Annotated in this window: 23 protein-coding genes; 3 read left to right on the top strand and 20 right to left on the bottom strand. The window is 46.8% G+C overall.

The window, feature by feature from the left end:
• Positions 1 to 7 precede the first annotated feature (7 nt).
• Both FYJ59_RS04565 and FYJ59_RS04560 read right to left on the bottom strand, forming a co-directional pair.
• The gene (locus FYJ59_RS04565; protein ID WP_154495544.1) at positions 8 to 733 is read right to left on the bottom strand and encodes a zinc ribbon domain-containing protein; all 726 of its coding nucleotides are present in this window, start codon (positions 731 to 733) and stop codon (positions 8 to 10) included.
• Between the two features lie 4 nt (positions 734 to 737).
• Positions 738 to 1,196 (bottom strand): MerR family transcriptional regulator, encoded by a 459-nt coding sequence (locus FYJ59_RS04560; protein WP_154495542.1) that lies wholly within the window; start codon positions 1,194 to 1,196, stop codon positions 738 to 740.
• Positions 1,197 to 1,299: 103 nt separating this feature from the next.
• Here FYJ59_RS04560 and FYJ59_RS04555 point away from each other — a divergent pair, with 103 nt between their 5' ends.
• Positions 1,300 to 1,560: an ABC transporter permease gene (locus tag FYJ59_RS04555; protein ID WP_154495540.1), complete on the top strand. Its 261-nt coding sequence runs from the start codon at positions 1,300 to 1,302 to the stop codon at positions 1,558 to 1,560.
• Positions 1,561 to 1,649: 89 nt separating this feature from the next.
• Here FYJ59_RS04555 and FYJ59_RS13885 read toward each other — a convergent pair whose 3' ends face one another.
• From FYJ59_RS13885 to FYJ59_RS04500, 12 genes are all read right to left on the bottom strand, one after another.
• Positions 1,650 to 1,817 carry a hypothetical protein gene (locus tag FYJ59_RS13885; RefSeq protein WP_205839452.1) on the bottom strand — a complete coding sequence of 56 codons (168 nt, stop codon included), beginning with the start codon at positions 1,815 to 1,817 and terminating at the stop codon, positions 1,650 to 1,652.
• A gap of 75 nt (positions 1,818 to 1,892) precedes the next feature.
• On the bottom strand, positions 1,893 to 2,888 hold the full coding sequence (locus FYJ59_RS04550) for a DUF5688 family protein (protein ID WP_154495538.1): 996 nt from the start codon (positions 2,886 to 2,888) through the stop codon (positions 1,893 to 1,895).
• A 237-nt stretch (positions 2,889 to 3,125) separates the two neighbouring features.
• Entirely contained in the window at positions 3,126 to 4,379 is a 1,254-nt protein-coding gene (locus FYJ59_RS04545; RefSeq protein WP_154495536.1) for a C40 family peptidase, read from the bottom strand.
• Between the two features lie 174 nt (positions 4,380 to 4,553).
• Complete coding sequence (gene asnS, locus FYJ59_RS04540) at positions 4,554 to 5,945, bottom strand: asparagine--tRNA ligase (RefSeq protein WP_022153662.1); 1,392 nt, start codon at positions 5,943 to 5,945, stop codon at positions 4,554 to 4,556.
• An 89-nt stretch (positions 5,946 to 6,034) separates the two neighbouring features.
• Positions 6,035 to 7,132 (bottom strand): trigger factor, encoded by a 1,098-nt coding sequence (gene tig, locus FYJ59_RS04535; RefSeq protein ID WP_154495534.1) that lies wholly within the window; start codon positions 7,130 to 7,132, stop codon positions 6,035 to 6,037.
• Between the two features lie 83 nt (positions 7,133 to 7,215).
• Positions 7,216 to 8,688, bottom strand: coding sequence for a cardiolipin synthase (gene cls / locus FYJ59_RS04530; RefSeq protein WP_154495532.1), 1,473 nt, complete (start codon positions 8,686 to 8,688; stop codon positions 7,216 to 7,218).
• A 115-nt stretch (positions 8,689 to 8,803) separates the two neighbouring features.
• Positions 8,804 to 9,613: a carbohydrate ABC transporter permease gene (locus tag FYJ59_RS04525; RefSeq protein WP_154495530.1), complete on the bottom strand. Its 810-nt coding sequence runs from the start codon at positions 9,611 to 9,613 to the stop codon at positions 8,804 to 8,806.
• Positions 9,610 to 10,509 (bottom strand): carbohydrate ABC transporter permease, encoded by a 900-nt coding sequence (locus tag FYJ59_RS04520; protein WP_154495528.1) that lies wholly within the window; start codon positions 10,507 to 10,509, stop codon positions 9,610 to 9,612. Before FYJ59_RS04520 ends, FYJ59_RS04525 begins: the two co-directional genes overlap by 4 nt.
• 33 nt (positions 10,510 to 10,542) lie before the next feature.
• Positions 10,543 to 11,904, bottom strand: a complete 1,362-nt coding sequence (locus FYJ59_RS04515; RefSeq protein ID WP_154495526.1) for an ABC transporter substrate-binding protein — start codon at positions 11,902 to 11,904, stop codon at positions 10,543 to 10,545.
• Between the two features lie 201 nt (positions 11,905 to 12,105).
• Complete coding sequence (locus FYJ59_RS04510; protein WP_154495524.1) at positions 12,106 to 13,419, bottom strand: ABC transporter substrate-binding protein; 1,314 nt, start codon at positions 13,417 to 13,419, stop codon at positions 12,106 to 12,108.
• A complete protein-coding gene (locus tag FYJ59_RS04505) occupies positions 13,409 to 15,214 on the bottom strand; it encodes a sensor histidine kinase (protein ID WP_154495522.1) in 1,806 nt (601 codons plus the stop codon). The genes FYJ59_RS04510 and FYJ59_RS04505 overlap by 11 nt, the downstream gene beginning before the upstream one ends.
• Positions 15,196 to 16,722 carry a response regulator gene (locus FYJ59_RS04500; protein WP_154495521.1) on the bottom strand — a complete coding sequence of 509 codons (1,527 nt, stop codon included), beginning with the start codon at positions 16,720 to 16,722 and terminating at the stop codon, positions 15,196 to 15,198. Before FYJ59_RS04500 ends, FYJ59_RS04505 begins: the two co-directional genes overlap by 19 nt.
• Positions 16,723 to 17,005: 283 nt before the next feature.
• Here FYJ59_RS04500 and FYJ59_RS04495 point away from each other — a divergent pair, with 283 nt between their 5' ends.
• Positions 17,006 to 17,482 carry a hypothetical protein gene (locus FYJ59_RS04495; protein ID WP_118546603.1) on the top strand — a complete coding sequence of 159 codons (477 nt, stop codon included), beginning with the start codon at positions 17,006 to 17,008 and terminating at the stop codon, positions 17,480 to 17,482.
• A gap of 74 nt (positions 17,483 to 17,556) precedes the next feature.
• On the opposite strand, the gene FYJ59_RS04490 is transcribed toward FYJ59_RS04495, so the two are convergent.
• The 5 genes from FYJ59_RS04490 to ispE form a co-directional block, all read right to left on the bottom strand.
• Positions 17,557 to 17,985 (bottom strand): DUF1934 domain-containing protein, encoded by a 429-nt coding sequence (locus FYJ59_RS04490; protein ID WP_205839451.1) that lies wholly within the window; start codon positions 17,983 to 17,985, stop codon positions 17,557 to 17,559.
• Positions 17,986 to 17,999: 14 nt separating this feature from the next.
• Complete coding sequence (gene murI, locus FYJ59_RS04485; protein ID WP_154495517.1) at positions 18,000 to 18,842, bottom strand: glutamate racemase; 843 nt, start codon at positions 18,840 to 18,842, stop codon at positions 18,000 to 18,002.
• A gap of 13 nt (positions 18,843 to 18,855) precedes the next feature.
• The gene (locus tag FYJ59_RS04480; RefSeq protein WP_118552335.1) at positions 18,856 to 19,155 is read right to left on the bottom strand and encodes a hypothetical protein; all 300 of its coding nucleotides are present in this window, start codon (positions 19,153 to 19,155) and stop codon (positions 18,856 to 18,858) included.
• A gap of 72 nt (positions 19,156 to 19,227) precedes the next feature.
• A complete protein-coding gene (locus FYJ59_RS04475) occupies positions 19,228 to 19,914 on the bottom strand; it encodes a GntR family transcriptional regulator (protein WP_154495515.1) in 687 nt (228 codons plus the stop codon).
• Positions 19,915 to 19,928: 14 nt separating this feature from the next.
• Entirely contained in the window at positions 19,929 to 20,789 is an 861-nt protein-coding gene (ispE, locus tag FYJ59_RS04470; protein ID WP_022153677.1) for a 4-(cytidine 5'-diphospho)-2-C-methyl-D-erythritol kinase, read from the bottom strand.
• Between the two features lie 181 nt (positions 20,790 to 20,970).
• Between ispE and FYJ59_RS04465 the strand changes: the two genes are divergently transcribed.
• On the top strand, positions 20,971 to 21,588 hold the full coding sequence (locus FYJ59_RS04465) for a hypothetical protein (RefSeq protein ID WP_154495513.1): 618 nt from the start codon (positions 20,971 to 20,973) through the stop codon (positions 21,586 to 21,588).
• Here FYJ59_RS04465 and FYJ59_RS04460 read toward each other — a convergent pair.
• Positions 21,585 to 23,162 carry a DUF3794 and LysM peptidoglycan-binding domain-containing protein gene (locus FYJ59_RS04460; protein WP_154495511.1) on the bottom strand — a complete coding sequence of 526 codons (1,578 nt, stop codon included), beginning with the start codon at positions 23,160 to 23,162 and terminating at the stop codon, positions 21,585 to 21,587. The two genes, FYJ59_RS04465 and FYJ59_RS04460, sit on opposite strands and share 4 nt — an antisense overlap.

Here is a 23,162-nt window from a genome sequence, read left to right as displayed (position 1 = left end):
ATTTTTTTCATTTCGTAGAATGTTTTCTGCTTTTAAAATAATTAACTGCGGTAACAATCAATTCAATACCTGCACAAAGCTGTACCAACGCCCCGTTATAGAACATGGAAGCCAGCCAGAGCATCAGCAGACCGATCACTGCACTTACCAGGTAGTCGATGGATGCCGACTGTCTTCTGACAAGTCCTGCTGCAGATGCAATCAAAACGATCCCACCTGCCAATTCCATAAGGGAAGCGTTTCCTCCCGTCCGGTCTACGATCACTGCTGCAACCAGAATAACAATACCAACGCCAAAAATACCGTTCCGCAGCGCAGTCTCAAATACAAATATATTGATTTTTCTTTGATTTTCTGCTTCAATATTTTCAACACAGTTGTTGTAAATCTGTTGTATCTTTTTGAAATCACCGTCTCCGGAAAACAATATTTCCGCCTTCTGATAAGTCTGCTCAAGTTTTATAAGCCATGCCTCATATATCTCTTTTTCTTCTTCCCTTAGAACATTTGAGGAAGCAGCCATCATGAATTCAAAAATATCCTCTTTGGTGTTTGGTATGGGATAATTTTTGATCAGATCTGCTTTTTCCTTCGTTGTCTGTGCATGGGTAATATCCACATAAAATTTTCTCACCGAATCCGCCGCCTGTCTGCCCTGTACTTCACACCCACATGCCGGACATACCACGGTAAAAGAACTCAGTTCTTTTCCACAGTTGGTACAAAAAGCCATCTCCTTATCCTCCGCTTTCAAAATAACTTTTTTTACTAGCAGTTTTCTCCGACAGTCTGGCAATTATCTGATTTGCTCTTTCAATCAGCTCGTCCATTTCTGTCTTTTCTTCTCTTAGCTTCTGCACTCGTTGTTCCAGCGCTGATCTTAATTCAGCTTCCGGGGCATCAATGATCCTTGTAATTTCCTTAATTGTAAAACCCAGTTGCTGATAAAACTTGATTTGCGCAATTCTCATTTCAGCATCTTTGTCATACAGTAAATGTCCATACTTATTCCGACCTGATGCCGTCACCAATCCCGCTTTTTCATAACCTTGAAGTGCTCTTCTGGATACACCGAGTGTTTCACAGATTTCCCGTAATGTCATGCCATTTTTTACCTTCCCTTTCCAGCCTAAAGCTGCACGCAATGTGCAGTCAAAGACTTTATTTGGAAGTACCGGTTTTCTTCCGTCTTCCACGAAAGGGCATGTTTTTTTCGCGAATCGGTGGTATAATGCTTATGTAAAAGCAACCGGACAGCCTATGTCTGTCGCACACTTATGAGGAAAGGTGGTACTTATTATGGCAAATGATTACAATAATCTTCCGGACGAATACCGTCCCATCAGCATGTGGGGATACTTCGGATATGAGATTTTATTCTCTATTCCCATTGTCGGATTTATTCTGTTGTTGGTATTTTCTTTCGGTGGCACAAAAAACGTAAATCTTCGTAACTTCGCAAGGTCTTATTTCTGCTTTCTGATCGTAGTTGTGATTTTAGTGATCATAATAGCGGTCATCGGCGGTGCTGCAGCAGCAAGTGCCGCTGTATATTATTAAATTTAAGAATGCGTATAATAAAATGAGGGCACCCTGCGTCAGCAGAATGTCCTCATTTATTTATCTGTATTTCATTTATAATACTAACCTTACAACGCCAAGTCTTCCACATTTACGCTCATCGCTGATAATTTTGCGGTCGTTGTTTTAATTTGATACTCCAACTCTTCATTCTCTTTTGTACCATTTGCCTTTTTGATACGCTGCAAATTAGTATACTGCTCAATCAAAATACTCTTTAATTCATTATCTGTCATTGGTTCCATCCTCTCCACCGCCTTTCTACTGTTTGTTTCCAGTATAGCGATTTTATTCTTTGCTTACAAGTGGTTTTACAATAGTTGCAGCAATCTCCTGTTCTTGTGATAGCAGAAAACTCTGTCCGACAACATTCCGCTTTCCCCATAGATTGCATTGATATGTTGTATGGATGCCCGGATCTCCCGAACATGAATGCAGTTCACCGGATGAATGACCGCCTCATGCACACTGGGAAAGACCACATAGTAGTCACCGTCCAGCTTTTGTGCCAGAATTTCTCTCACTCCGGGATAGAAAAAAGCAATTGCTCCGTTCACCCTGGCTGTGGTGGTAAGCAGATAACCGTTCCTGCCCTCTCTGCGATCCCGCGGTGTGATCTGCGTCTGTTGCCCTTCCTCCTCCGGCAGAAGTACTCCCTGATCGTATGGAAAAAATGTGCGTCTGTCACTGCCAAGAAAAAGTCTCGGGGGCATTTTACGTCTAGTGTTTTCCATAGCTTCCTTAATCAGCTTATCCCCTGTGATCTTCCACGGAAATATTATATTGCGGGTCAACGGTACCGAAAGCTGCTCCGACTGTTTTTCACCGGTCGTCAGATGTAACACCAGTGCGACATCTCCTATCTTACGATACACTGCACTATCCAACTCCCATCTGTGCCGGTCATAATTCATGGGGCGAACGATCATACGCTTCCTGCAGACAGTATATCTGAGATTCTCTCCCGGCCATAAGCGCTCCTCTTCTCCGATATCGGAAAACGCTGTCCGGATCTGTGGCAATACGCCCTGCCATCCCTCCCCGCGATATTTTTCATACAACACCCGAACCGGCCAATGACGAAAATATTCCTCTTTTTCCACGGTCCATAAAATGCATAGCATATCTTCCCGAACCGGTATGATATCGCTCCCATAAATTCTCCGATTTATCATGTTGATCATATGCACCGTAACAGGATCCGAACTCACCATATGCTGTTCCAGCAGGCGGACGGTCCTACCTTGCGCTGCCTCCGTTTCCTGCACATCACAATATAATTCCTTTTTAAAATTTTCGTATGTCATCTGTCTCCGTTCTATGATTCATTCTGTTTATAAATATTGGAAATGTCGGCCGAACGGCCTGTTTCAGATAGAATATTCTGTATTGCTTTCAACTTACCATAGCTATCCATGCTACGTCTATATGCCTTTTTACTAAGAATAAAATACGGCATTTTTCACAAAAGAACTTTCATTCACACAAAAAAATCCCTTGTTTTCCGCAGAAACAAGGGATTCCCGATTGTCAAAAATTTATTTTTATACTACTCGTCTTACTGCCAGGATCGGACGATAATTTGCATTGCTCACTTTGATTCCGGTACGCTGGGTGCTGGCATGTACGATCAATCCTCCGCCGATATACATTGCCACATGTCCATCATAACAGATCAGATCTCCCGGCTGTGCACTGCTATAATCCACACCGGTACCGCAGCTTCTCTGCTCATAGGAAGTACGGGGAATACTGTAACCGAAGTCACTGTATATCCGGAAGGTAAATCCGGAGCAGTCTGCACCATTGGTCAGGCTGGTTCCTCCTGCTACATAAGGGTTGCCTATGTACTGGCAGGCATATTTTGCCAGGCGTTTTCCCATATCGCTGCCGGATGCATTTTCGATCACAGAAGTATAATTCGTGGTCGTATAGCTTCCGGTGGCTGCTGCGGTGTTGCCGCGCTGTGCCTGTGCCTGCAGCTGTTTTAACTGTTTCTGCTCCTGCTGCAGTAATGCTTTTGCCACAGAAGCTTCCTGCTTTGCTTTCTTGATCTCAGCATCGTAGTTGGCAGATTCCTGTTTCTTCTTCGCCAGCATGACATCCAACTCTGACTTTTGGCTTTCCAGATCTGCCTTATCCGCCTCCAGCTGGTCCTTATCAGCCTGCAATTGAGTCTTCTCTTCCTCTAACTGATTCCACAGTGCCAACACCTGCTCCTTAGTCTCTTCGTACTCCTGAAGCTTCTGACGGTCGTATTCGTAGACACTCTCCACGAAATCCATGCGGTTCAGCATTCCGCTTAAGCCGCCGCCCTGAAATAACAGGTTTACATAATTTTCGGAAGAATCATTTTCATACATCATGCGCATGCGTGTGATCATATCGTCATGTTGTTTCTCTTCCTGTGCCTTGGCAATATTGTACTCTTCCTGGGTCTGATCGATCTGTACCTGCTTGTCGGAAAGCTCCGTCTCCTTTTCAGCGATCTCATCCTCCTTCATACCGATACTGGTCATGGTGTTGATGATCTCCGCATTCAGGTCGTCGATCTTCTCCTGCACCAGATCCTGCTCATCCTGTAAGGAATTGATCTGGCTGTTGATGTTATTCAGCTGGTTCTGATGATTGTTGATGCTGTTCTGCAGTTCGTTCATAGAAGGTGCCGCCTGCACCGTCTCCGCAGGGGATTCCCAGACAGAGCCGGTGGCAGTCAGCGTTACCGCTGCCAAAAGAAGAGCACTCACAAGTCTTCTCTTCACGTTATTCACTTTTCTGCCGGCGGTTGTTTTTTTCATAAATATCTAATACTCCATTTTCCCTATATCCGGAGTACCCCATTCGCAAAATCGCATCTGCGATGCTTTCCTTTTGCTCATGTGGTTACTTCGTAACATACATTTTGTCAGATATGCTTATGTATGCAAGCATCCAACGCATATCTTTCAAAATGATACGTTACTCCGGATATACTACAGATCGCAGTTATTTACAGTACGAGGGAAGGGAATAACATCTCTGATGTTGCCCATTCCGGTGATATACATTACGCAACGTTCGAAGCCCAGTCCAAAGCCTGCATGGCGTGCAGAGCCGTAACGGCGTAGATCCAGATAGAACTGATAATCTTCCTTGTTCAGTCCCAGCTCTTCCATACGCTTCTCCAGGATCTCCAGGTTGTCCTCACGCTGGCTGCCGCCGATGATCTCGCCGATACCGGGTACGAGGCAGTCCATAGCTGCTACGGTCTTGCCGTCTTCGTTCAACTTCATATAGAACGCCTTGATCTCCTTCGGATAATCGGTTACGAATACCGGTCTCTTGAATTCTTTCTCCGTCAGGTATCTCTCATGCTCGGTCTGCAGATCACATCCCCAGAATACCTTGTAATCGAATTCATCGTTGTGCTTCTCCAGGATCTTGATCGCCTCAGTGTAGGTTACATGACCGAAATCAGAATTTACCACATGCTGTAATCTCTCGATCAGTCCCTTATCTACAAACTGGTTGAAAAATGCCATCTCTTCGGGAGCATTTTCCAATACGTAACGAATGACATACTTTAACATGCTCTCTGCCAGGATCATATCATCCTTCAGATCCGCAAAACAGATCTCCGGCTCGATCATCCAGAACTCAGCCGCATGACGGGTGGTGTTGGAATTCTCCGCACGGAAGGTGGGACCGAAAGTATATACGTTCTTGAATGCAAAAGCATAAGTCTCTACATCCAGCTGTCCGCTTACGGTAAGGTTTACCGGTTTGCCGAAGAAATCCTGTGTGTAATCTACTTTTCCGTCCTCGGTCTTAGGCACATTGTTCATGTCCAGAGTCGTTACCTGGAACATCTCACCGGCACCCTCACAGTCACTACTGGTGATCAGAGGGGTATGCACATAGACAAAGCCTCTCTCCATGAAGAAGGTATGGATCGCATAAGCGATCAGGGATCTGACACGGAACACTGCCTGGAAAGTATTGGTACGTGCTCTTAAGTGAGAAATGGTACGCAGATACTCGAAGGAGTGTCTCTTTTTCTGTAAAGGATAATCTGCAGTAGAAGGTCCTTCCACGATCACTTCTGCTGCCTGCATCTCAAATGCCTGCTTTGCCTCGGGGGTAGCCACGATGGTACCACGGATCACAACAGCTGCACCGACATTAATCTTGCAGATCTCCTGGAAATTTTCCAGTCCGTCGCCGTATACTACCTGTAACGGCTCAAAAAAAGTTCCGTCGTTGATCACCAGGAAACCGAAGTTCTTGGAGTCACGATTGTTCCTTACCCAGCCGCCTACGGTGATCTCCTTGCCGATATAGACGTCTTTTTCCCGATGAAGTTCTCTGATGTCTGTTAATTCCATAATCTTTCCTATCCGCACGCTGCGACGTGCTCTATCTGAACCGGCCCGCATCCTATTCGCCGGTCGCATACTGTTCGTATCAATAAAATTTAGTTGTTGGTGATCTGTGCATTTTCTACCAGATAATCCAACACCTTGTCGTAGAGGAAGTACTCTCTGTAATCTTCCCTGGAGGTCTCTCCGATATACTCCTCAATAGTGTCATAACCGGCTGCTGTTGCGCGGTCCTGAAGCATCTGATCCAGTTCTTCGTCACTAATGTTCAGATTCTCTTTGTTCGCCACTGCCTGCAGGGCAATATCCTGCTTTGCAGTCTGCTCAGCATAGGTAGACAGGAAGGTTGCCAGATCCTGTCCATAATAATACTGGGTAAATGTGTCTGCGTCCACGCCGTAAGCAGACGCCATGGAGGTGATGCTGCTCTCTGCGGCATCGGAATATTTCTGTACCAGTGCTTCCGGTACGGAGGTAAAAGTGTTGTTTGCCATAAACGCATCCATCACTGCCTGCTGTACATTGGTCTCATAATTCTGCTGTGCATTCTCATTCAGATAATCATAAGCGTACTGACGGAGTTCTTCCTCGTTCGTCACACCATCGATACCGAAATTGCTGATGACTTCATCACTGAATTCCCCATCCTGTGCGGGCTGAATATAATTTACCGTCACCGTAAATACCACAGCCTGTCCTGCCAGATCAGAATTTCCATAGTTCTCCGGGAATGTAAGATCCAGATCCACTGTCTCGCCGGGCATCACGCCGATCAGTCCATCTTCGAATCCGGCAATAAAGCTTCCGGAACCGATGGTCAGATCGTATCCCTGTGCGGTACCGCCGTCAAATGCCACATCATCCTTTTTGCCTTCGTAATCAATGTTTACGGTGTCTCCGGTCTCCACGGCACGATCCATGATACCTCCGTTCTCCGCGGTAATATTTTCATAATATACATTGTTGACCAGAGTGTCCCACTCATCCTCATCTACTTCCACAGTGTCTACGGATGCTGCCAGTCCCTTGTACTCGCCCAAGGTCACATATTTGTCCACATCCATATCCTTCAATGCGGTACTGTCCGTTGCAGTTCCGGTCTCTGAGCCGTTTCCTGTATCCTTTGCTCCGCAGCCTGCCAGCATACATACACTTAAAATTGCTGCCAGAAGTCCTAATGTCTTTTTCTTCATTGTGTTACTTCCTATACCTTTCTATTACTGCCATTTGTGCATAAATGCATCATAGCACCGCCCATTATAACACATCCTCCGGGCTATAACAAGGGTGACAATAACCGGCAGATCTGCTCTTTGATACGGATTTTCAACCTTCTGGACACATAATAATCCCGGGTGATCTGACGGCAGACTTCCAGGTCTTTTTGAAAGATATCCACCATTTCCTGTGCTTTTTTCTCATCGTAGATCACCGCATTTACTTCAAAATTCAACGCAAAGCTGCGGATATCCATGTTCGCCGTCCCATAGCAGAGCACCTTTCCATCCACGATCATGCCCTTGCTGTGGAGAAAGCCGTTATTGTAAGTATAGCAGTTCGCTCCCGCCATGACCATATCGCCGATATAGGAATAGGTCGCCCAGTACACAAACGGGTGATCCGGCATACACGGGATCATGATATTTACTTCAATTCCGGATTTCACTGCGATCATCAGCGCATTCAGGATCGCCTCATCCGGGATAAAATACGGTGTCTGGATATAGATACTTTTTTGTGCCTTATTGATCAGGCGCAGATAATTGTCATGGATCTGCTGTGTCGTCTTATCCGGTCCACTGCTGATGATCTGCATATCACAGAAATCCCTCGTACCGGCTTCGGTCCCCCGGAACAGTTCCGGGCGCAAAAACAGGTTCTCTCCTGCCGCATAATTCCAGTCTAAAATAAATCGCACCTGGAGTCCCAGTACCGCACTGCCGCAAATCCGCAGGTGGGTATCTCTCCAGTGTCCGAACTTTTCATCCAGATCAATATATTCCTTTCCGACATTAAATCCGCCCACGTAAGCCACTTTATTGTCAATGACCACAATTTTCCTGTGGTTGCGATAATTGATACGAAGCTGAAGCCTCCGCAGGATCGCCGGGAAAAATTCCGCGGTCTGCACGCCCTTTTCGTTCAGCCATTTCCAGTAGCTGTGCCGCACAGACCGACAGCCCATGGCATCGAACAGCACCCGGACCTCCACGCCCTGTGCCGCCTTCTCGATCAGAATATCCTTGATCTGATTGAATAATACGTCGTTTTTAATAATGTAGTATTGGATATGGATAAAATGCTCCGCATTCCGCAGATCTTCCATCAGTGCCCGGAACTTCTCATTGCCGTCGATGAAGATATCCACATCGTTGTCCTTCGTCAGCATGGCTTCTCCGGCCTCCAGATTATACATGACCAGATCCTCATACCCCCGGATATTTTCATCCAGCTCCTGGACATCCCGGGATCTCAGCCGGTACTCCTGCTGTCTTATATCTTTACTGATGTGATCCTCCATCTCTTTGATCCGGAACATTTTCCGCTTGTGCATATCCTGTCCCAGGAACAGATAGAACACGAAACCCAGTACCGGTATAAAATACAATAAGAGCAGCCATGCCCACACACTCTTCGGATCCCGTCTCTGGAAAAACACGATCACGATGGCAAATAACATATTAAAAAATACCAGGTGGCTGCAGAAAAAATCTATTCCTGTCTTTACGATCTCAAATGCTTCGTCCATAAATACCCTCCGGATATAGTATAACATACCACGGTAAACAGAAAAAGACTGAAGATAAACTCATTCTTTATCTTCAGTCTCTTGCGTACTTAAATTTGATCACTTAATTTAAAGGTTACCCCTTCACAGCTCCCAGGATACCATTGGTAAAGCTTCTCTGTAAGATCAGGAACAGGATTCCGGTAGGCAGGGAACAGATCAAAACGCCTAACATCAATACGCCGTAATCAATGCTGTAACCTGCCGACAGATTAGCTACCATCATGGGCATGGTCTGGGAATCCGCAGACATCATGATGACCTTGGGCCATAGATAATTATTCCAGGCATTCATAAAGGTTACCGTCATGGCTGCCGCATAGGTGGATTTCATGGTAGGGAAATACAACTTTGCAAAAATTTTAATTTCACTGAGCCCGTCAATCCTGGCTGCTTCTATGATCTCCCGTGGGAAGGTTCTGGTACTCTGTCTGAACAGCATGATCAGGAAAGGCGTAGAGATCGTCGGCAGAATATAGGCGATCCAGGTACTCTGCAGCCCCAGTCCGGTAAATAATTTAAACAGGGGGATTAAAGTTGCCGCAAAGGGCACCATCATAGCCAGAAGGAGGATGGACATTACAGTATCCTTCCGCTTGTCATGGTACACTTCGAAGCCGTAACCGGCGATGGAGCAGACGAGCAGAGACAACAGGCTCAGTGTGCAGGAATAAAACATAGAATTGCCAAAGGAACGTCCGACATTCTGCTGCAGGATCAGCTCCTTGTAATTCTCGATCAGATGAAGTCCCGGGAGAAGTCTTCCTCCCAGTACATCCGTACTGTTATTGGTGGCTGCCGAGATCATCCAGTACAGAGGGAACACAGAGATTACAGATGCCACTGTCAAAAACAGATAAGCTGCTATTTTTTTTACTCGTTTCATCTCTTATCCCCCACTTTCATCTGGACAAAGGCTAAAATCGCCACCAGTATAAATATTACATAAGACATGGCTGCCGCATAACCAAACTGTGGATTATACTCAAAGGATGCCTTGTATATGTAATGTGACATCGTCAGTGTTGAATTGGCAGGTCCGCCACCGGTCAGATTCACAGATTCATCGAACAGCTGTAAGGTACCGTTGGTAGACATAATGGTAGTCAGCAGGATCGTAGGCTTCAGCATGGGAACCGTGATCTTGAAAAAAGACTGTATGGCATTAGCGCCGTCGATCTTCGCTGCCTCATAGAGAGAATCATCAATATTCTGCAATCCTGCCAGATAAAATACCATGTTATAGCCGGTCCATCTCCAGATCAGTGCCAGAATAATGATCACCTTGGCGCTGCCCTCCTGGCTGAGCCAGTTGACTCTCTCACTGATCAGTCCCAGGTTCATCAACACCGTATTTACATAACCGTCATAAGAGAACAGTGTTTTGAAAATGATGGCGTAGGATACGAGGGAGGTACAGCAGGGAAGGAAGATCGCCGTACGGAAGATTCCTTTTCCTTTCAGATCCTTAATATTTAATACCGATGCCAGGATCAGCGCCAGGATCAGCATGATGGGCACCTGAATGATCAGATACACGAAGTTATTCACCAGAGCCGTTCTGAATACCGGATCCTTCAGTAGTCTTGCGTAATTACTCAAGCCTCCGAACTGCAGGTTGTTGCCGATACCCGTCTGGAAGGATAAAACAAGTGCCTGAATCATAGGATAAAAATTCATCACACAGATCAGGATTGCGGCCGGGGCTAAAAAGCCCCAGCCGGTCAGGCTATATTTCTGATTAATGGTAAGTCGTTTTGATGTTCTCCCGGAAGTTCTCATAGCTGAACAATCCTTTCTATTATTTGGTCACCTCTATTGACCCATATTGAATTCTACAGTAGACTGTGCTTCTGCGATCGCTGCATCCAAGTCAGATTTACCGTTGATCACTTTGGAAAGTGCAATACCCAGTGCTTCTTTTTCTTCGGTCCAGTAGATTCCCTTATTCACGGTAGGGATCTTGCCGCCGTAGGATACGATCTTGGAATAAATAGCTTCATCATTGAAATATGCGGACTTCTGGTTATAAGCTTCACTCTCTGCTGCGGGCAGATAGGTAGCAATGGCACCGAGGTCAGTCAGAATGCTGTCATAGAATTCTGTGCTGCCTGCCCAGGTAGATTTGAAGAAATCTACTGCCAGATCGTAGTTCTTGGATGCGGAGCATACTGCCCAGGTAGAACCGCCCTGTGCGGAATAATTGGTAGCACCGGCATAATCGTTCAGCTTCGGCATGTTGGTCACTGCCCAGTTGCCTTCCTGCTCCGCCTGGTCGGTGGACATGATGGTTGCACAGATCCAGGAACCGTTAATCGTACCTACTACGGTACCGTTATTGATGGATCCCTGATATCCTGACCAGTCTACCTGCTCCTGCAGAATGCCCTCTTTTACCAGGGTCATGTAGACCTCCATAGCCTCCTTCAGACCTTCATTGTCTACCAGATCAATCTTACCATCCTCATCGAATACAGAGATTCCCGCAGACTGTAAGATCATGTTTAACAGATCGGGCTCACCCTGTACGTTGGTCAGCATCGGCATGCCGGTCTTTTCTTTTACTACTTTACCGATCTCAATAAACTGATCCCAGGTGATGTCGGTCAGATCCGCTACGGTGTAGCCTGCCTGCTCCAGATAATCGGTACGATAGCATGCAATAACGGTATTACTGTCATAAGGCACGCCGAAATTTTTGCCGCCACTTACGGAATTGGCTACTTTAGATGCTGCGAAATCGGAAAAAGCAATTCCGGAATCCGTCAGATCTGCAAATACCTCCGGATAATTCTGCAGGTACTTGGTGAATACCTGGTCATCCATCAGGAATACATCCGGCAGGGAATCCAGCTGTCCACTCATGGCACAGGTCTGTACGATCGTCTGGATATCCTTGGATAATGTCTCTTCCACTACAATGGATACTCCGGGATGCTCTGCTTCATACATAGCACCTGCGGTCTTCATAGCATCTACGTTAAAGGAATCCCAGCACCATACTTTCAGGATCTGCTCTCCGGCAGGTGTCTCTGCCTCTGTCTTAACGCTCTCGGCTGTTGCCGGCTGGCTGTCAGTGCCGGCTGCAGGTGCCGTACTGTTGTCAGTGCTGCCGCATGCCGCAAGGGACAGAGCCATCATAGCTGTCATCAGAATCGATAATACTTTTTTCTTCATAGTAACCTCCCAAATCATCGTTTCAACCGTTTGCGGTTGTATTTTTTTTACAATATGAGCTTACCATCCGGGAGGTCTTCCCTGATAACACTATGTTTGGTTAGATTTTCATTTAATTGGGATGTCGTGAAAAGTACTTGAACTATTTTAGAAAAATAACATTATTTTGAGAAATACGGATAAAAAAAGCAGTTGCAGGGATCATTCCCTGGCAACTGCCTCTGCCTTCTCCTGCACCCTGTGCAGACAGGTCTCCAAATCATCATCTACCAGTACATTCTGAAATTCTGTTTCCAGAATATCTTCGATCTCATAAGTCTTACTACCGTAATTCACAACGGGAATACGGGTCTCCAGCCCTGTCAGAAGCCTTGTCACCTGCTGTCCGCCGAAGAAGGGGTCCGGTGTGTCATAATTGGTCAGTACCGAAGGCTCCTTCACTGCCGGGACAATACCGATCCTGTTGATCAATTGGTCCAGCAGGGCATCATTTTCCCCAAACATGGAGACAGCAAATTGTGCTGCCGCTTCCGAATGTGCTGAATTTTTCAATACATACCAGCCGCTTCCGCCCACGTTGGATGCTGCCACGGCATTGTCATTCTCCGTTACGACAGGTATCGGAGCGATCCGCCACAGCCCTTTCTGTTCCGGTCTTGCCTTGATGCTGGAAATGATCCAGCCTCCGCTGATCACGGATGCCACTTCTCCCTGCTGGAAAGCAGAGATGAATTCATTCCACCCATTTACACTGCGTCCTACATTACTCTCCAGAAGCTGTCTGTAGATCTCCATAGCCTGATACAGAGCCTCATTGTCTGCAATATCTACCGTAACACCGTCCTCCCGTACATACCAGCTGCCACAGCTCTGCATGATAACTCTCACTAACGGAAAATCCGTAGGATCCAGGGTCAGCATAGGAATACCGGTCTTCCGATATACATCCTCTCCGATCTCGACATAGCGCTCCCAGGTCAGATCCTGCATATCTGCTTCCGTATATCCTGCCTGTTCCAGCAGATCTATGCGGTAGAAAAGTGCCGCTGTACCGCTGTCGAATGGGATCCCGTACATTCTACCGCCTCTGGAGCACAATTTTCTCTTATAATCCACAAATTTATCATAATTCAGCCGATCTGTCAGATCCACGAATTCATCATCAAACTGCGCCAGCATTTCCTGCACATCGTAATCCTCCAGCATGATGATATCCGGAAGGTTATCATACAATTCTGCGGACAGGAGATTCTTGACATCCGTCTGGATCTCTTCTCTCTCCTTCGTGATCACCTGGATCGACACTTCCGGATGTTCCTCCTCATAGATTTCCGCTGCCATTTTGGCCGCCTTCACATTGAAGGTCTCATCCCAGGTCCAGATGATGATCTCATTTTCCTGATAATTTTCCGGTCCTGTGACTGTCTGCCTTCCACATCCGGTACCTGTCAGGAGCAGCCCTGCCAGGAACACCGCTGCGATTTTTCGGGAAAATCTGTTCCTGCTATTCTTCATGGTCTTCCCCCTCTTCCCTGTGATTGACCGGCAGACGGATCAGCACCTCTGTGCCCTCCTTCGGACTGCTGTTAATGGACACACCGTACTGTTTCCCATATAATAACTCCAGCCTCTCCTGTACATTATGGATGCCGATCCCTGAAAAATGTTCTCTATTTCCCGCCTGTTTCACCGCTTCTTCCGCACGATTCTGCTCCATGCCGATACCATCATCCACGATACGGATCTCCAGTTCGCCCTCGCGCTGTTTCATGTAAATCTCGATATTGCCGCTGCGTCCGGAAGGAAAGGCATGGAAAAAGGCATTCTCCACAAAGGGCTGTAAGATCATCTTCGGAAGCAGACAGTCCCTGCAATTCTGCGACACATAAAACTCCACCTGTACCGCATCCCCATAGCGGGTATGATTGATCAGAATATAATTCTCCAGATTCTGTACTTCCTGGTCTATGGTAATAAATTCATCCGTGTTGCTGATGGTATTCCTCAGAAGACTGATGAAAGCGTCAATAGTCTGCACGGTACGATCTCTGTCGTTCTGATAGACCAGCCACTTGATACTGGCCAGAGTATTATATATGTAATGTGGATTGATCTGCATCTGCAGAGCTTTGATCTCTGATCTTCTCCGGGCTTTCTGGGTCTCCAACAGTTCATTGATATAGCTTTGCAGATCATCCAGCATATAGTTATAAGTGGATGCCAGCTCCTGTACCTCCGTCGTCCCCTCCACCGGCATGTACTGGTCAAAATCGCCCTGACGAAGCCTGCCCATCCTCTGCACCAGCTCCGAGAGAGGTCTGAGTGTTTTTCTGGTATAGATCAGACACAGAAGCAGGATCATCGCTCCCAGCGCAGCACATAATAAGATCAGCAATGGCATATTATACAATCTTCCCAATGCCATATCATTGTCTATGACACCGTATAGTCTGCAGCCCAGATATTGTAGTTCTCTCTGCATCACCGTCAGTGAGACTCCGTTTTCCCGCATACGGAACAATTCCCGGTCCGTTTCACCGGCACGGATATACCATGCACTATCTGCGATCGTTCCTATTTTGGAAGCGTCCCCGGAACAGATGATCCGGTTCTCTTCGTCCACGAGATACATATTGGTATTATCCGTAATAAAGTAGTCATAATATCTCTTCAGTTCGTCCATGGTCAGAGTGATCAGCACTACACCATAGATTTCCTTACTTTCATGATAATAGAGTGCCTTAGATACAATGATCACATCCGTGTCTCTGCCGGTGGCTGTATAAGCTCCGTGAGAATAAGTGTAATGCAGGACCTCCGGCTCCTGAACGGCCAGAAGCACCGGTCTGCTGTTCCAGATCTCCTGGTCCGTTGCCGTAATCGTTTCCGTTCTGGACAGATAATGTTTTCCTCCTATCCCCATGACCAGAATATTCAGTCGTTCCAGATCGGAGGCCTTGCTCTGCTCCAGATCCTTTTCCATCTGGTAAATATTCTGGAATGTCCTGACATTGTCAAACCGGTCACCTTCCGTCAGATACAGCCGGAATGCCCAGCTCGAATCAATGGCATTGGTAATATTCTGCAGATTCTCATGAAATGCATTCCATTCCTCCTCCACCTGCAAAAATACCTTCTCCTGCGATCTGCCGTAAGTCTCGGTGAATACGTTCTTAGACATTCCCAGCACCATGCAGCTCACCGTGATGGCGATCAGAAGTATGCCTGACAGCACCATTCCCAGGATCTTCACGGAGAAGCTGTTCCACCACTCTCTTTTTCTGTCTTCTTTTACGCGTTGCGTCTCCATACCGAAGGTGTCTCTCCTGTGATCTTCTTAAATACACGGCAGAAATAGCTGTGCTCACCATATCCCACTTCACTGCTGATCTGCGAGATTGGAAGGCTGCTCTCCTGCAGCAGTTTACATGCCTTATTAATGCGGACACGATTCAGATAATCACTGAACCCTTCCTGCATCTGCTGGCTGAAATAAGCCGACAGGTAATGATAATTAAAGCTGAATTCACTTGCCAGATCTTCCAGCTTCAGATCTTCTTTATAATTTTTTTCTATGTAGGCCAACATTCTGTCAATACGCTCATCTGTCTGCTGACCTCCCTGCCCGGATAATTTTTCCAATTCCTGTAATATGTCATCCACACACTCTGCATATTCTTCCGCATACAATGCCCGGTTCACAGACCGGAAATACTTTTTCCGGTATTCTTCCTGTTTTTCATCTCCCAGCTGCAGGAAATCCAGAAAATGATAGATCATATTTTTAATCTGATTCTTCAGGCGGTAGACATCCATCTGTCCTTCCACAGCCCTTCTGTTATATGCTCCCAGCAGTGTAGCTGCCTCCTTATACTGCCTGTTATTCAGCATGTGATTATATTTGAAAAAATCAAACTTCTCGATCTGTACGGTTTCATCCTCTTCCTGTCCTGTACTGATCAGAAAACTTCTTCCACGGTAATAAAAGGCTTTTTCCGAGTTTTTTAATATATCCTGCCGATATGCGTTTCTCAGTTCCTCCGCACGATCCATGCGTCTGCTTAGGATCCCGAAGACCCCGGGGCACAATAATTGCAGCTGTGCCATTGTTTTTTCCAGCGCTTCCAGCATTCCTTTTTCTTCAGACAATTCGTAGTTCCATAGGATGCAGAACATTCCATCCTTCAGGGACAGCCACATTTTCTGCAGGGAATCCAGCGGTTCTCCCGCTACTTCTCTCTGAAGCTTTTGATACAATACTTCATTGATATTACGGTCATTATCCGTTTCCCTGTCTGCAGTCACTGCAAAAATCCTGAGATAAGAGGCCGGAAAGCATTTCGTATCAAGCTCCCGGTTCCACTCACTGTCGTGTCCCAGCAGATAACGCTCCAGCAGATGTTCATAATGCATCTCTCCGGATGTGCTTCCCATTCTGGCTCCGGGGATCCGGTCCACTGCCTTCTGCAGAGCTCTCCGTAATTCCTCCGGATTCAATGTCGGCTTCAGAATATAATCCACCACGCCATTGATCAATGTATGTCTTACATATTCGTATTTATCATAGCCGCTCAATATGATCGTCTGGATCCTCGGATACATACGGTGTACCGCCTCTGAGAAATCCACGCCGTCTAACTGCGGCATTACAATATCACAGATAATGATCTGCGGAGCCAGCGCTTCGATACACTGCAGAGCTTCGGCTCCGTTCGTCGCTTCCCCCACAATCTCAAAGCCCTCCTGCTCCCAGTTGATCATATATTTCAATCCCTGGCGCATGATATATTCATCATCCACGATCAATACTTTTATCATAACCAACCACCCATAACATCTGACATTCACTGCGGTATTTTTCCGCTTCTCAATAATTACATCATAGCATTTTTTTAAGATTACGAAAAGTTTCGCCCCTTACTTTCCCAAAAAAATATTAAAATCATAAAATTGTGCAATAACGTCCAACCTAAAAATCCATCTGCCACACAAGAACCGGAAACAAGACAGAAATCATAAATGTATGGTTGCGTATTTCATCACATCTATGTTACAATGTTTTTTAGGAATTTGTTCCTATTAACTGAAGGAGGGACTGAAAATGAGTCCGGTTGCAATTACATTATTAGTTATCGTGATAGTTCTGGCTATCATCATTGCAGTATTATATTTCTTAGGCAAGAAAGCACAGAAAAAGCAGGCAGAACAGCAGGAGCTGTTAGATGCCAACAAGCAGACCGTATCTATGCTGATCATCGATAAGAAACGCATGAAAATGAAAGATGCCGGTCTTCCCCAAATGGTGATCGATCAGACACCGAAGATGATGCGTGGTTCCAAGCTTCCCATCATCAAGGCAAAGGTTGGCCCGCAGATCGTATCCCTGATCTGTGATGAGAAGATTTTCGAAAGTGTTCCCGTGAAAAAGGAAGTAAAGGCCGTTGTCAGCGGTATCTATGTACTGGATGTCAAAGGACTGCACGGCAAGACCGAAGCCGCTCCGGAGAAAAAGAAAGGCTTCTTCAAGCGCATGATCGCTTCCGCACAGGAAAAGGCAGGAGCAAAGCCTGTCAAGTAAAAATAACGATTCAAAGCCATTAAAAAATAGCAGATATGAGCATCTGCTATTTTTTTGCATAGAATTCCGAATCGTTACTGTTTCTCCCTGATATATAGCTTTAAACAACTCTCACTGAAAGGTTCTCCCTCCTGATCCAGGATATATTCCACCGTCACACAGATCCGATCTTTCTGTTCTTCTACCTGCACCCTGCGGGTCTCGATCCCCAGCAACAGCTGTCCGTAGGGCGTATTGTAGGGCACTACATGTCGCTTATTTTCCTCGAAGATCATATGCATCTCCACGGCTCCCTGCCTGGTCAGCTCCAGCATGTTATCCCGGAACTTGATCCGGCTCTTACAGGTTCCGTCGAATCCCTCTATATCCTCCTCATAGAGAAGATAATGGCTGTCGTTTCTCTTAAAATATTGTGCTGTCTGTGCGGTCTCCACTGCATTCTTATCCGAAGTGCCCTCGGTATCATGCAGACCGGACAGGACGAGTTCTACTTCCCGATTCATCTTCATCCGTCCTTTTAATACTCATCGATCTTGATCGTCTTCGCTGATAAAATACCATATTTAATAATAGAGTTGGCAAAACGTTTGAACTTCTCCGCACCGTCGCTGACATAGAACTGATATTTATTTTCTCCCAGATGAGGTTCCTCCTCATTGAGAATATTATACTGCTGCAACAGTTCTTTCAGTTCTCTGGCGGTCTCATATGCCGGGTTCACCAGTGTCACCTGATCCCCCATGATCCGTCCTACCGTAGAGCGGATCAGCGGATAATGCGTGCATCCTAAAATCAGAGTATCAATATCTATGTCAATCAGTTCTGTGAGATACCGTCTTGCAATCTCGTCCGTCACGGGATCCTCCCACAGCCCCTCTTCCACCAGCGGCACAAACAGGGGACAGGCTTTCCCGTAGATGGTGACATTTTTGTTCAGTTCCTGTATGTATTTATTATACATCTGGCTGCCGATGGTGGCCTCGGTGGCAATAACGCCGATACGGCCGTTGCGGGTCACTTCCGCTGCGGTCTTCGCTCCCGGCTTGATCACACCAATGATGGGAATATCCAGTTCCTTCTCCAGTTCATCCAGTGCATAGGCGCTTGCCGTATTGCATGCCACCACGATGGTCTTCACCTGAAAAGTTTCCAGGAAACGCACAATCTGTTTGGAGAAGCCGGTGACCGTTTCCTTGGACTTGCTGCCGTAAGGCATTCTCGCCGTATCTCCGAAATATATGATCTTCTCATTGGGAATCTGCCGCATGATCTCCCGGGCTACAGTCAGTCCGCCGATGCCGGAATCAAATACCCCGATTGGGGCATCTTTTTTCAGTGCAGTTATATTCTCCTGATACATGGGATTTCTCCTTCTATCTTTTTAACATCGTAAGCAGTCTGCTCTTGAAGTGGATCTGTTCCGGATCCGCCTCCAGGATCTTCCAGTAGATCTGACTGTCGGAATTCCATTCTACCACTTCCGCATCTTTCTGTACAGTCTTGGTCTCCTCTGCCTGCTCCTCGCATACGATCTCATAAGTGGACGGCAGCATGGCCAGTTCCGGGTAGATCACTCCCCACCAGCCGTAGCAGGCTGTGCAGACCGCCGACACCCGGATCCCCTGCCATACCACTCTTCGCAATTTTTCATAAAAAACACATAATCTATCCATCAGTGAACCTCTTTCCTTTTATGGTTTATGGAAAGAATTTCCACTTTCCGGATAGATTATACGATTCCGAAGTTATTTATTTTTCTCCCGCTCCAGTCGGATCTGGCGGATGATGGCCTTTTTCTGGTTGTCGATATGCACCTTGGCCATATGTGATGCCGTTTCCTTATCCTTTTTGACAATGCTTTCGTAGATCACCTTATGTTCCTCCACGAGGCGTTCATGCTTACTGCTGTCTTTGATGTACTCAAACCGGTAACGGTACATCTGCTCAGACAGATTATTCACCAGCTGGATCAGGCGCTGGTTCCCCGTAGCTTCCACAATGATATCATGCAGTGCCACATCCGCCTGTGCGATCTGTTTCACATCTTTGGTCTTCACCGCCTCTTCAAAGGTATCACATGCCTTTTTCAAATGCTGCAATTCTTCCTGTGAGATACGGTCACATGCCAGTTCCACGCAGAGAGCATCCAGTGCACGACGCACTTCCAGCACATCGTTCATGCTTTTCTCCGTGATCTGCGCTACTTCCGCTCCTCTTCTGGGGATCATGGTCACCAGACCTTCCAGCTCCAGCTTACGGATCGCTTCCCGGATCGGTGTACGACTGACTCCCAGCTTATTAGCAAGGTGGATCTCCATGAGTCGTTCTCCCGGTTTCAGTTCTCCCGTAAGAATGGCCTGTCGCAAAGTGTTGAATACCACATCCCGAAGCGGCAGAAATTCATCCATTGTCACCTGTAAATTATCCTGCATAACCTTTTTTGCCGTTACTCACAGAATTCCGTCAGGAATATCTGCTTAGCCAGCTGTTCCTCCTCCAATTTATCATATGCCCTGCGGGCCATGTCTTTTTCTACAAAAATGCCGAATACCGTTGGACCGCTTCCGCTCATCAGGCTGTTGATGGCTCCCAGTTCCTTCATCCGGTCTTTGATCTTCTGAATGATGGGATATGCACTGACAGTCACTGTCTCCAGCACATTTTCCATCCGGTCCAGAATTCCCTGTAAACTCTCCTCGGCAATTGCCTCCACCATGCCGTCAATATCCGGATGTTTCCGGATCTCCTGCGCATCCAGATGTTCATACACATATTTCGTAGATACGTTAATATCCGGCTTTGCCACCAATACATAACAATCCGGTGCCGGAGCCAGCGGAGTCAGCTTCTCACCGATCCCTTCGGCCAGAGCCGTTCCTCCCATGACACAATACGGAACATCTGCACCGATATTCACACCCAGCTCCATCAGGTCCTTCAACGTACATCCCAGATCAAACAGGCGGTTCATTCCCTTCAGGGTGGCTGCAGCATCCGTACTTCCTCCCGCCATACCGGCTGCGATCGGAATATGCTTCTCCAGGTGGATCTTCACTCCCTCGGTAATATGATATTTCTCTATCATAAGTTTTGCCGCTTTATAGATCAGGTTATCCTCATTCGTGGGAAGTTCCCCGGAATCCGTAGTGATGACGATGCCGCCGGCTGTCCGCTGAAAATCCAGTACATCATAAATACCAACGGTCTGCATGACCATCTTCACTTCGTGATAGCCATTTTCCAGTCTTCTGACCACATCCAGGCCCAGATTAATTTTGGCATATGCTTTTATCCGATATTCGTTCATTTTGCTCTGCTCCGTTTTGTATACAATGATTGTACTTAATTTTATACAATCCATTTCTCTTTGTCAATGGTTCCCTAAAGTATTTGCCGTTTTTCTCCGATATAATGGATGTAGTAAGTATCACTAACAGTCAAGGATGACAAAAGGTACAGGCAAAAACCGTACCGGAAAAGAGGAAATTATGAGTGTAAACGGAATTACATCAACACAGGCCGTTGCAGCCTACAGCTACAGCAGCACAAGTGCAGCAAAAGAAAAAACTTCCGCCGAGGAAGTAAAAAGTACAAGGACCGCAGAGGATACCGGTGTCATCTATGAACACAATACCGACACCAAGACCTCTTCCACGAAGAAAACCTATAAACCGGACACCGCTTTGATCAACAAATTAAAAGCGGATGAAGATGCACGTACCAGCCAGCTTCGTTCCCTGGTAGAACAGATAATGGGCAAGCAGGCTGACACCTACGGCAATGCCAATGACATCTGGTCCTTCTTACGTTCCGGTAATTATACCGTAGATCCCGCCACCAAAGCACAGGCACAGGCAGACATTGCAGAAGACGGCTATTGGGGTGTGAACCAGACCTCCGACCGTATCATACAGTTTGCCACTGCTCTGACCGGCGGAGATCCCGACAAGATCGAATCCATGCGTGAGGCATTCAAGAAGGGCTACGCACAGGCGGAAAAGACCTGGGGCGGTTCTCTCCCCGAGATCTCCCAGAAGACTTACGATGCCGTTATGGAAAAGTTCGATAAACTGGCTGCTGACGCCGGTCTGACCACCGAAGCCTAAAGACCTTTTACCAGCAGAAGTTTCCGGCCGGGTTTTAATTCATCGCTTTCCAGCGCATTCAGTTCCCGGACCGCTTTTACCGGCATATGATATTTACGGCCGATACTCCACAGATCATCTCCCGGCGCGGTAATATAGATCACCGCGCTGGGAAGTTCTGCCAGTACGGCACTGTCGATCTCCTGTTCCGTCACTTCTTCAATTGCCATGAACTCTGTGCTTTTCATAACTGTCGTCGAAAAAGACAGCACCGCTTTTACATCCACTTCTTCCTCATCGATCAGATTTACCTGTAATTGTTCCATTTCACAGTGTACCTCTGCCTGGTCAGTATCCCCGATTCCCGGCACACTCAGCAGATATTCATAAGGAATCTGTATCCGGGTGCTTACATAAGGTGTCTCATCCTTTTCCGTAATGCACAATACCGTGAGATCAATACTTCCCTGCAGCCGTATTCCGTCCTCCGTAATATCCCGGTGATCGATGGAAGCTGTTCCCTCGCTGTGCAATATCTGCAGGATCGGACCGTCAATATTTGTCCCTGCATGATCCGTTATCTTGGTCTTGCCGGTGATCCGTGTCAGCAGCTGACGCACACTGGTCTGCCTGGTATCCGGGATCACTTCATTCTTCACTCCATAGATATCCCTCAAAATATCGATCTGTTCCTCTTCATAGAGCCGGATATGCAACTCCAGTGCGCACTCCATTCCCAGGATCCTCTCCTCCCCATCCAGATCAGGCTGAATGGTCAATGTCTGCTGTCCGGGTTCCTGCCGCAGCAACGTATACCGGATATCCGGCAGCAGATCCTCCCGGCATCCCTGGCATTCCAGGCTTCCGTTTAATGGAAGTGTCGTCTCATAAGAACGGATCGCCCTGTCCTCCCCCTCCGCTTCGTAGAGCACGAAAATCTGAATATCTCCCTGGATTGCCAGTTTTTCCTCCTGTGGTTTGAATTCTACGTCCCGCAGTGAAATATTGCTCCAAAGGATCTGATAGATGTTGGGATAGCTGGAAGGCAGCGGAATTTCTTCTTTTTTACGGAAAATATCATTTTTACAGATGGCAAGCTGTGTCACTTCCATCGGCGCGATCCGATATTCCACGCCGGCTTCCGTATCTTCTCCCTGAATCCCCACGGGAAGCTCTTCATCATAGATTTCTTCGATACGGGCGGAGAGAAGGATCAGCGTCTGTAAACTCAGTTTGCGGGAATTGATCATATTTACCGTGAAATCTTCCACCGTTCCTTCCACGGTCACCGTATCCGAGGGTAATACTCCTTCCATGCGGATCCTCTCCTCAAAAGGCAGAGCGCCGCCCAACAGTACCAGACTGCTTCCGGACTCCCGCGTGTGATACAAAATCGCATACCCCAGTTTTCCCCGGACGGTTACTTCATCCGTACCCGGACAGATCTCTTCGATGACAACCTCTCCTTTTTCCAGATTCAGGGTACTGATATCCGGCTTATCCTCCGGAAGATTCAGATCTTCTTCCATGGTAAACTGCATGACGGTGGACCGTTTTACCCGGTCCATATGTATATTTCTCTTGATCAGTTCCAC

Source organism: Waltera intestinalis, from assembly GCF_009695995.1.
Lineage (GTDB): Bacteria > Bacillota > Clostridia > Lachnospirales > Lachnospiraceae > Acetatifactor > Acetatifactor intestinalis.
The sequence above is the reverse complement of the archived record's forward strand: the minus strand, read 5'-3'. Positions and strand labels throughout refer to the sequence as shown.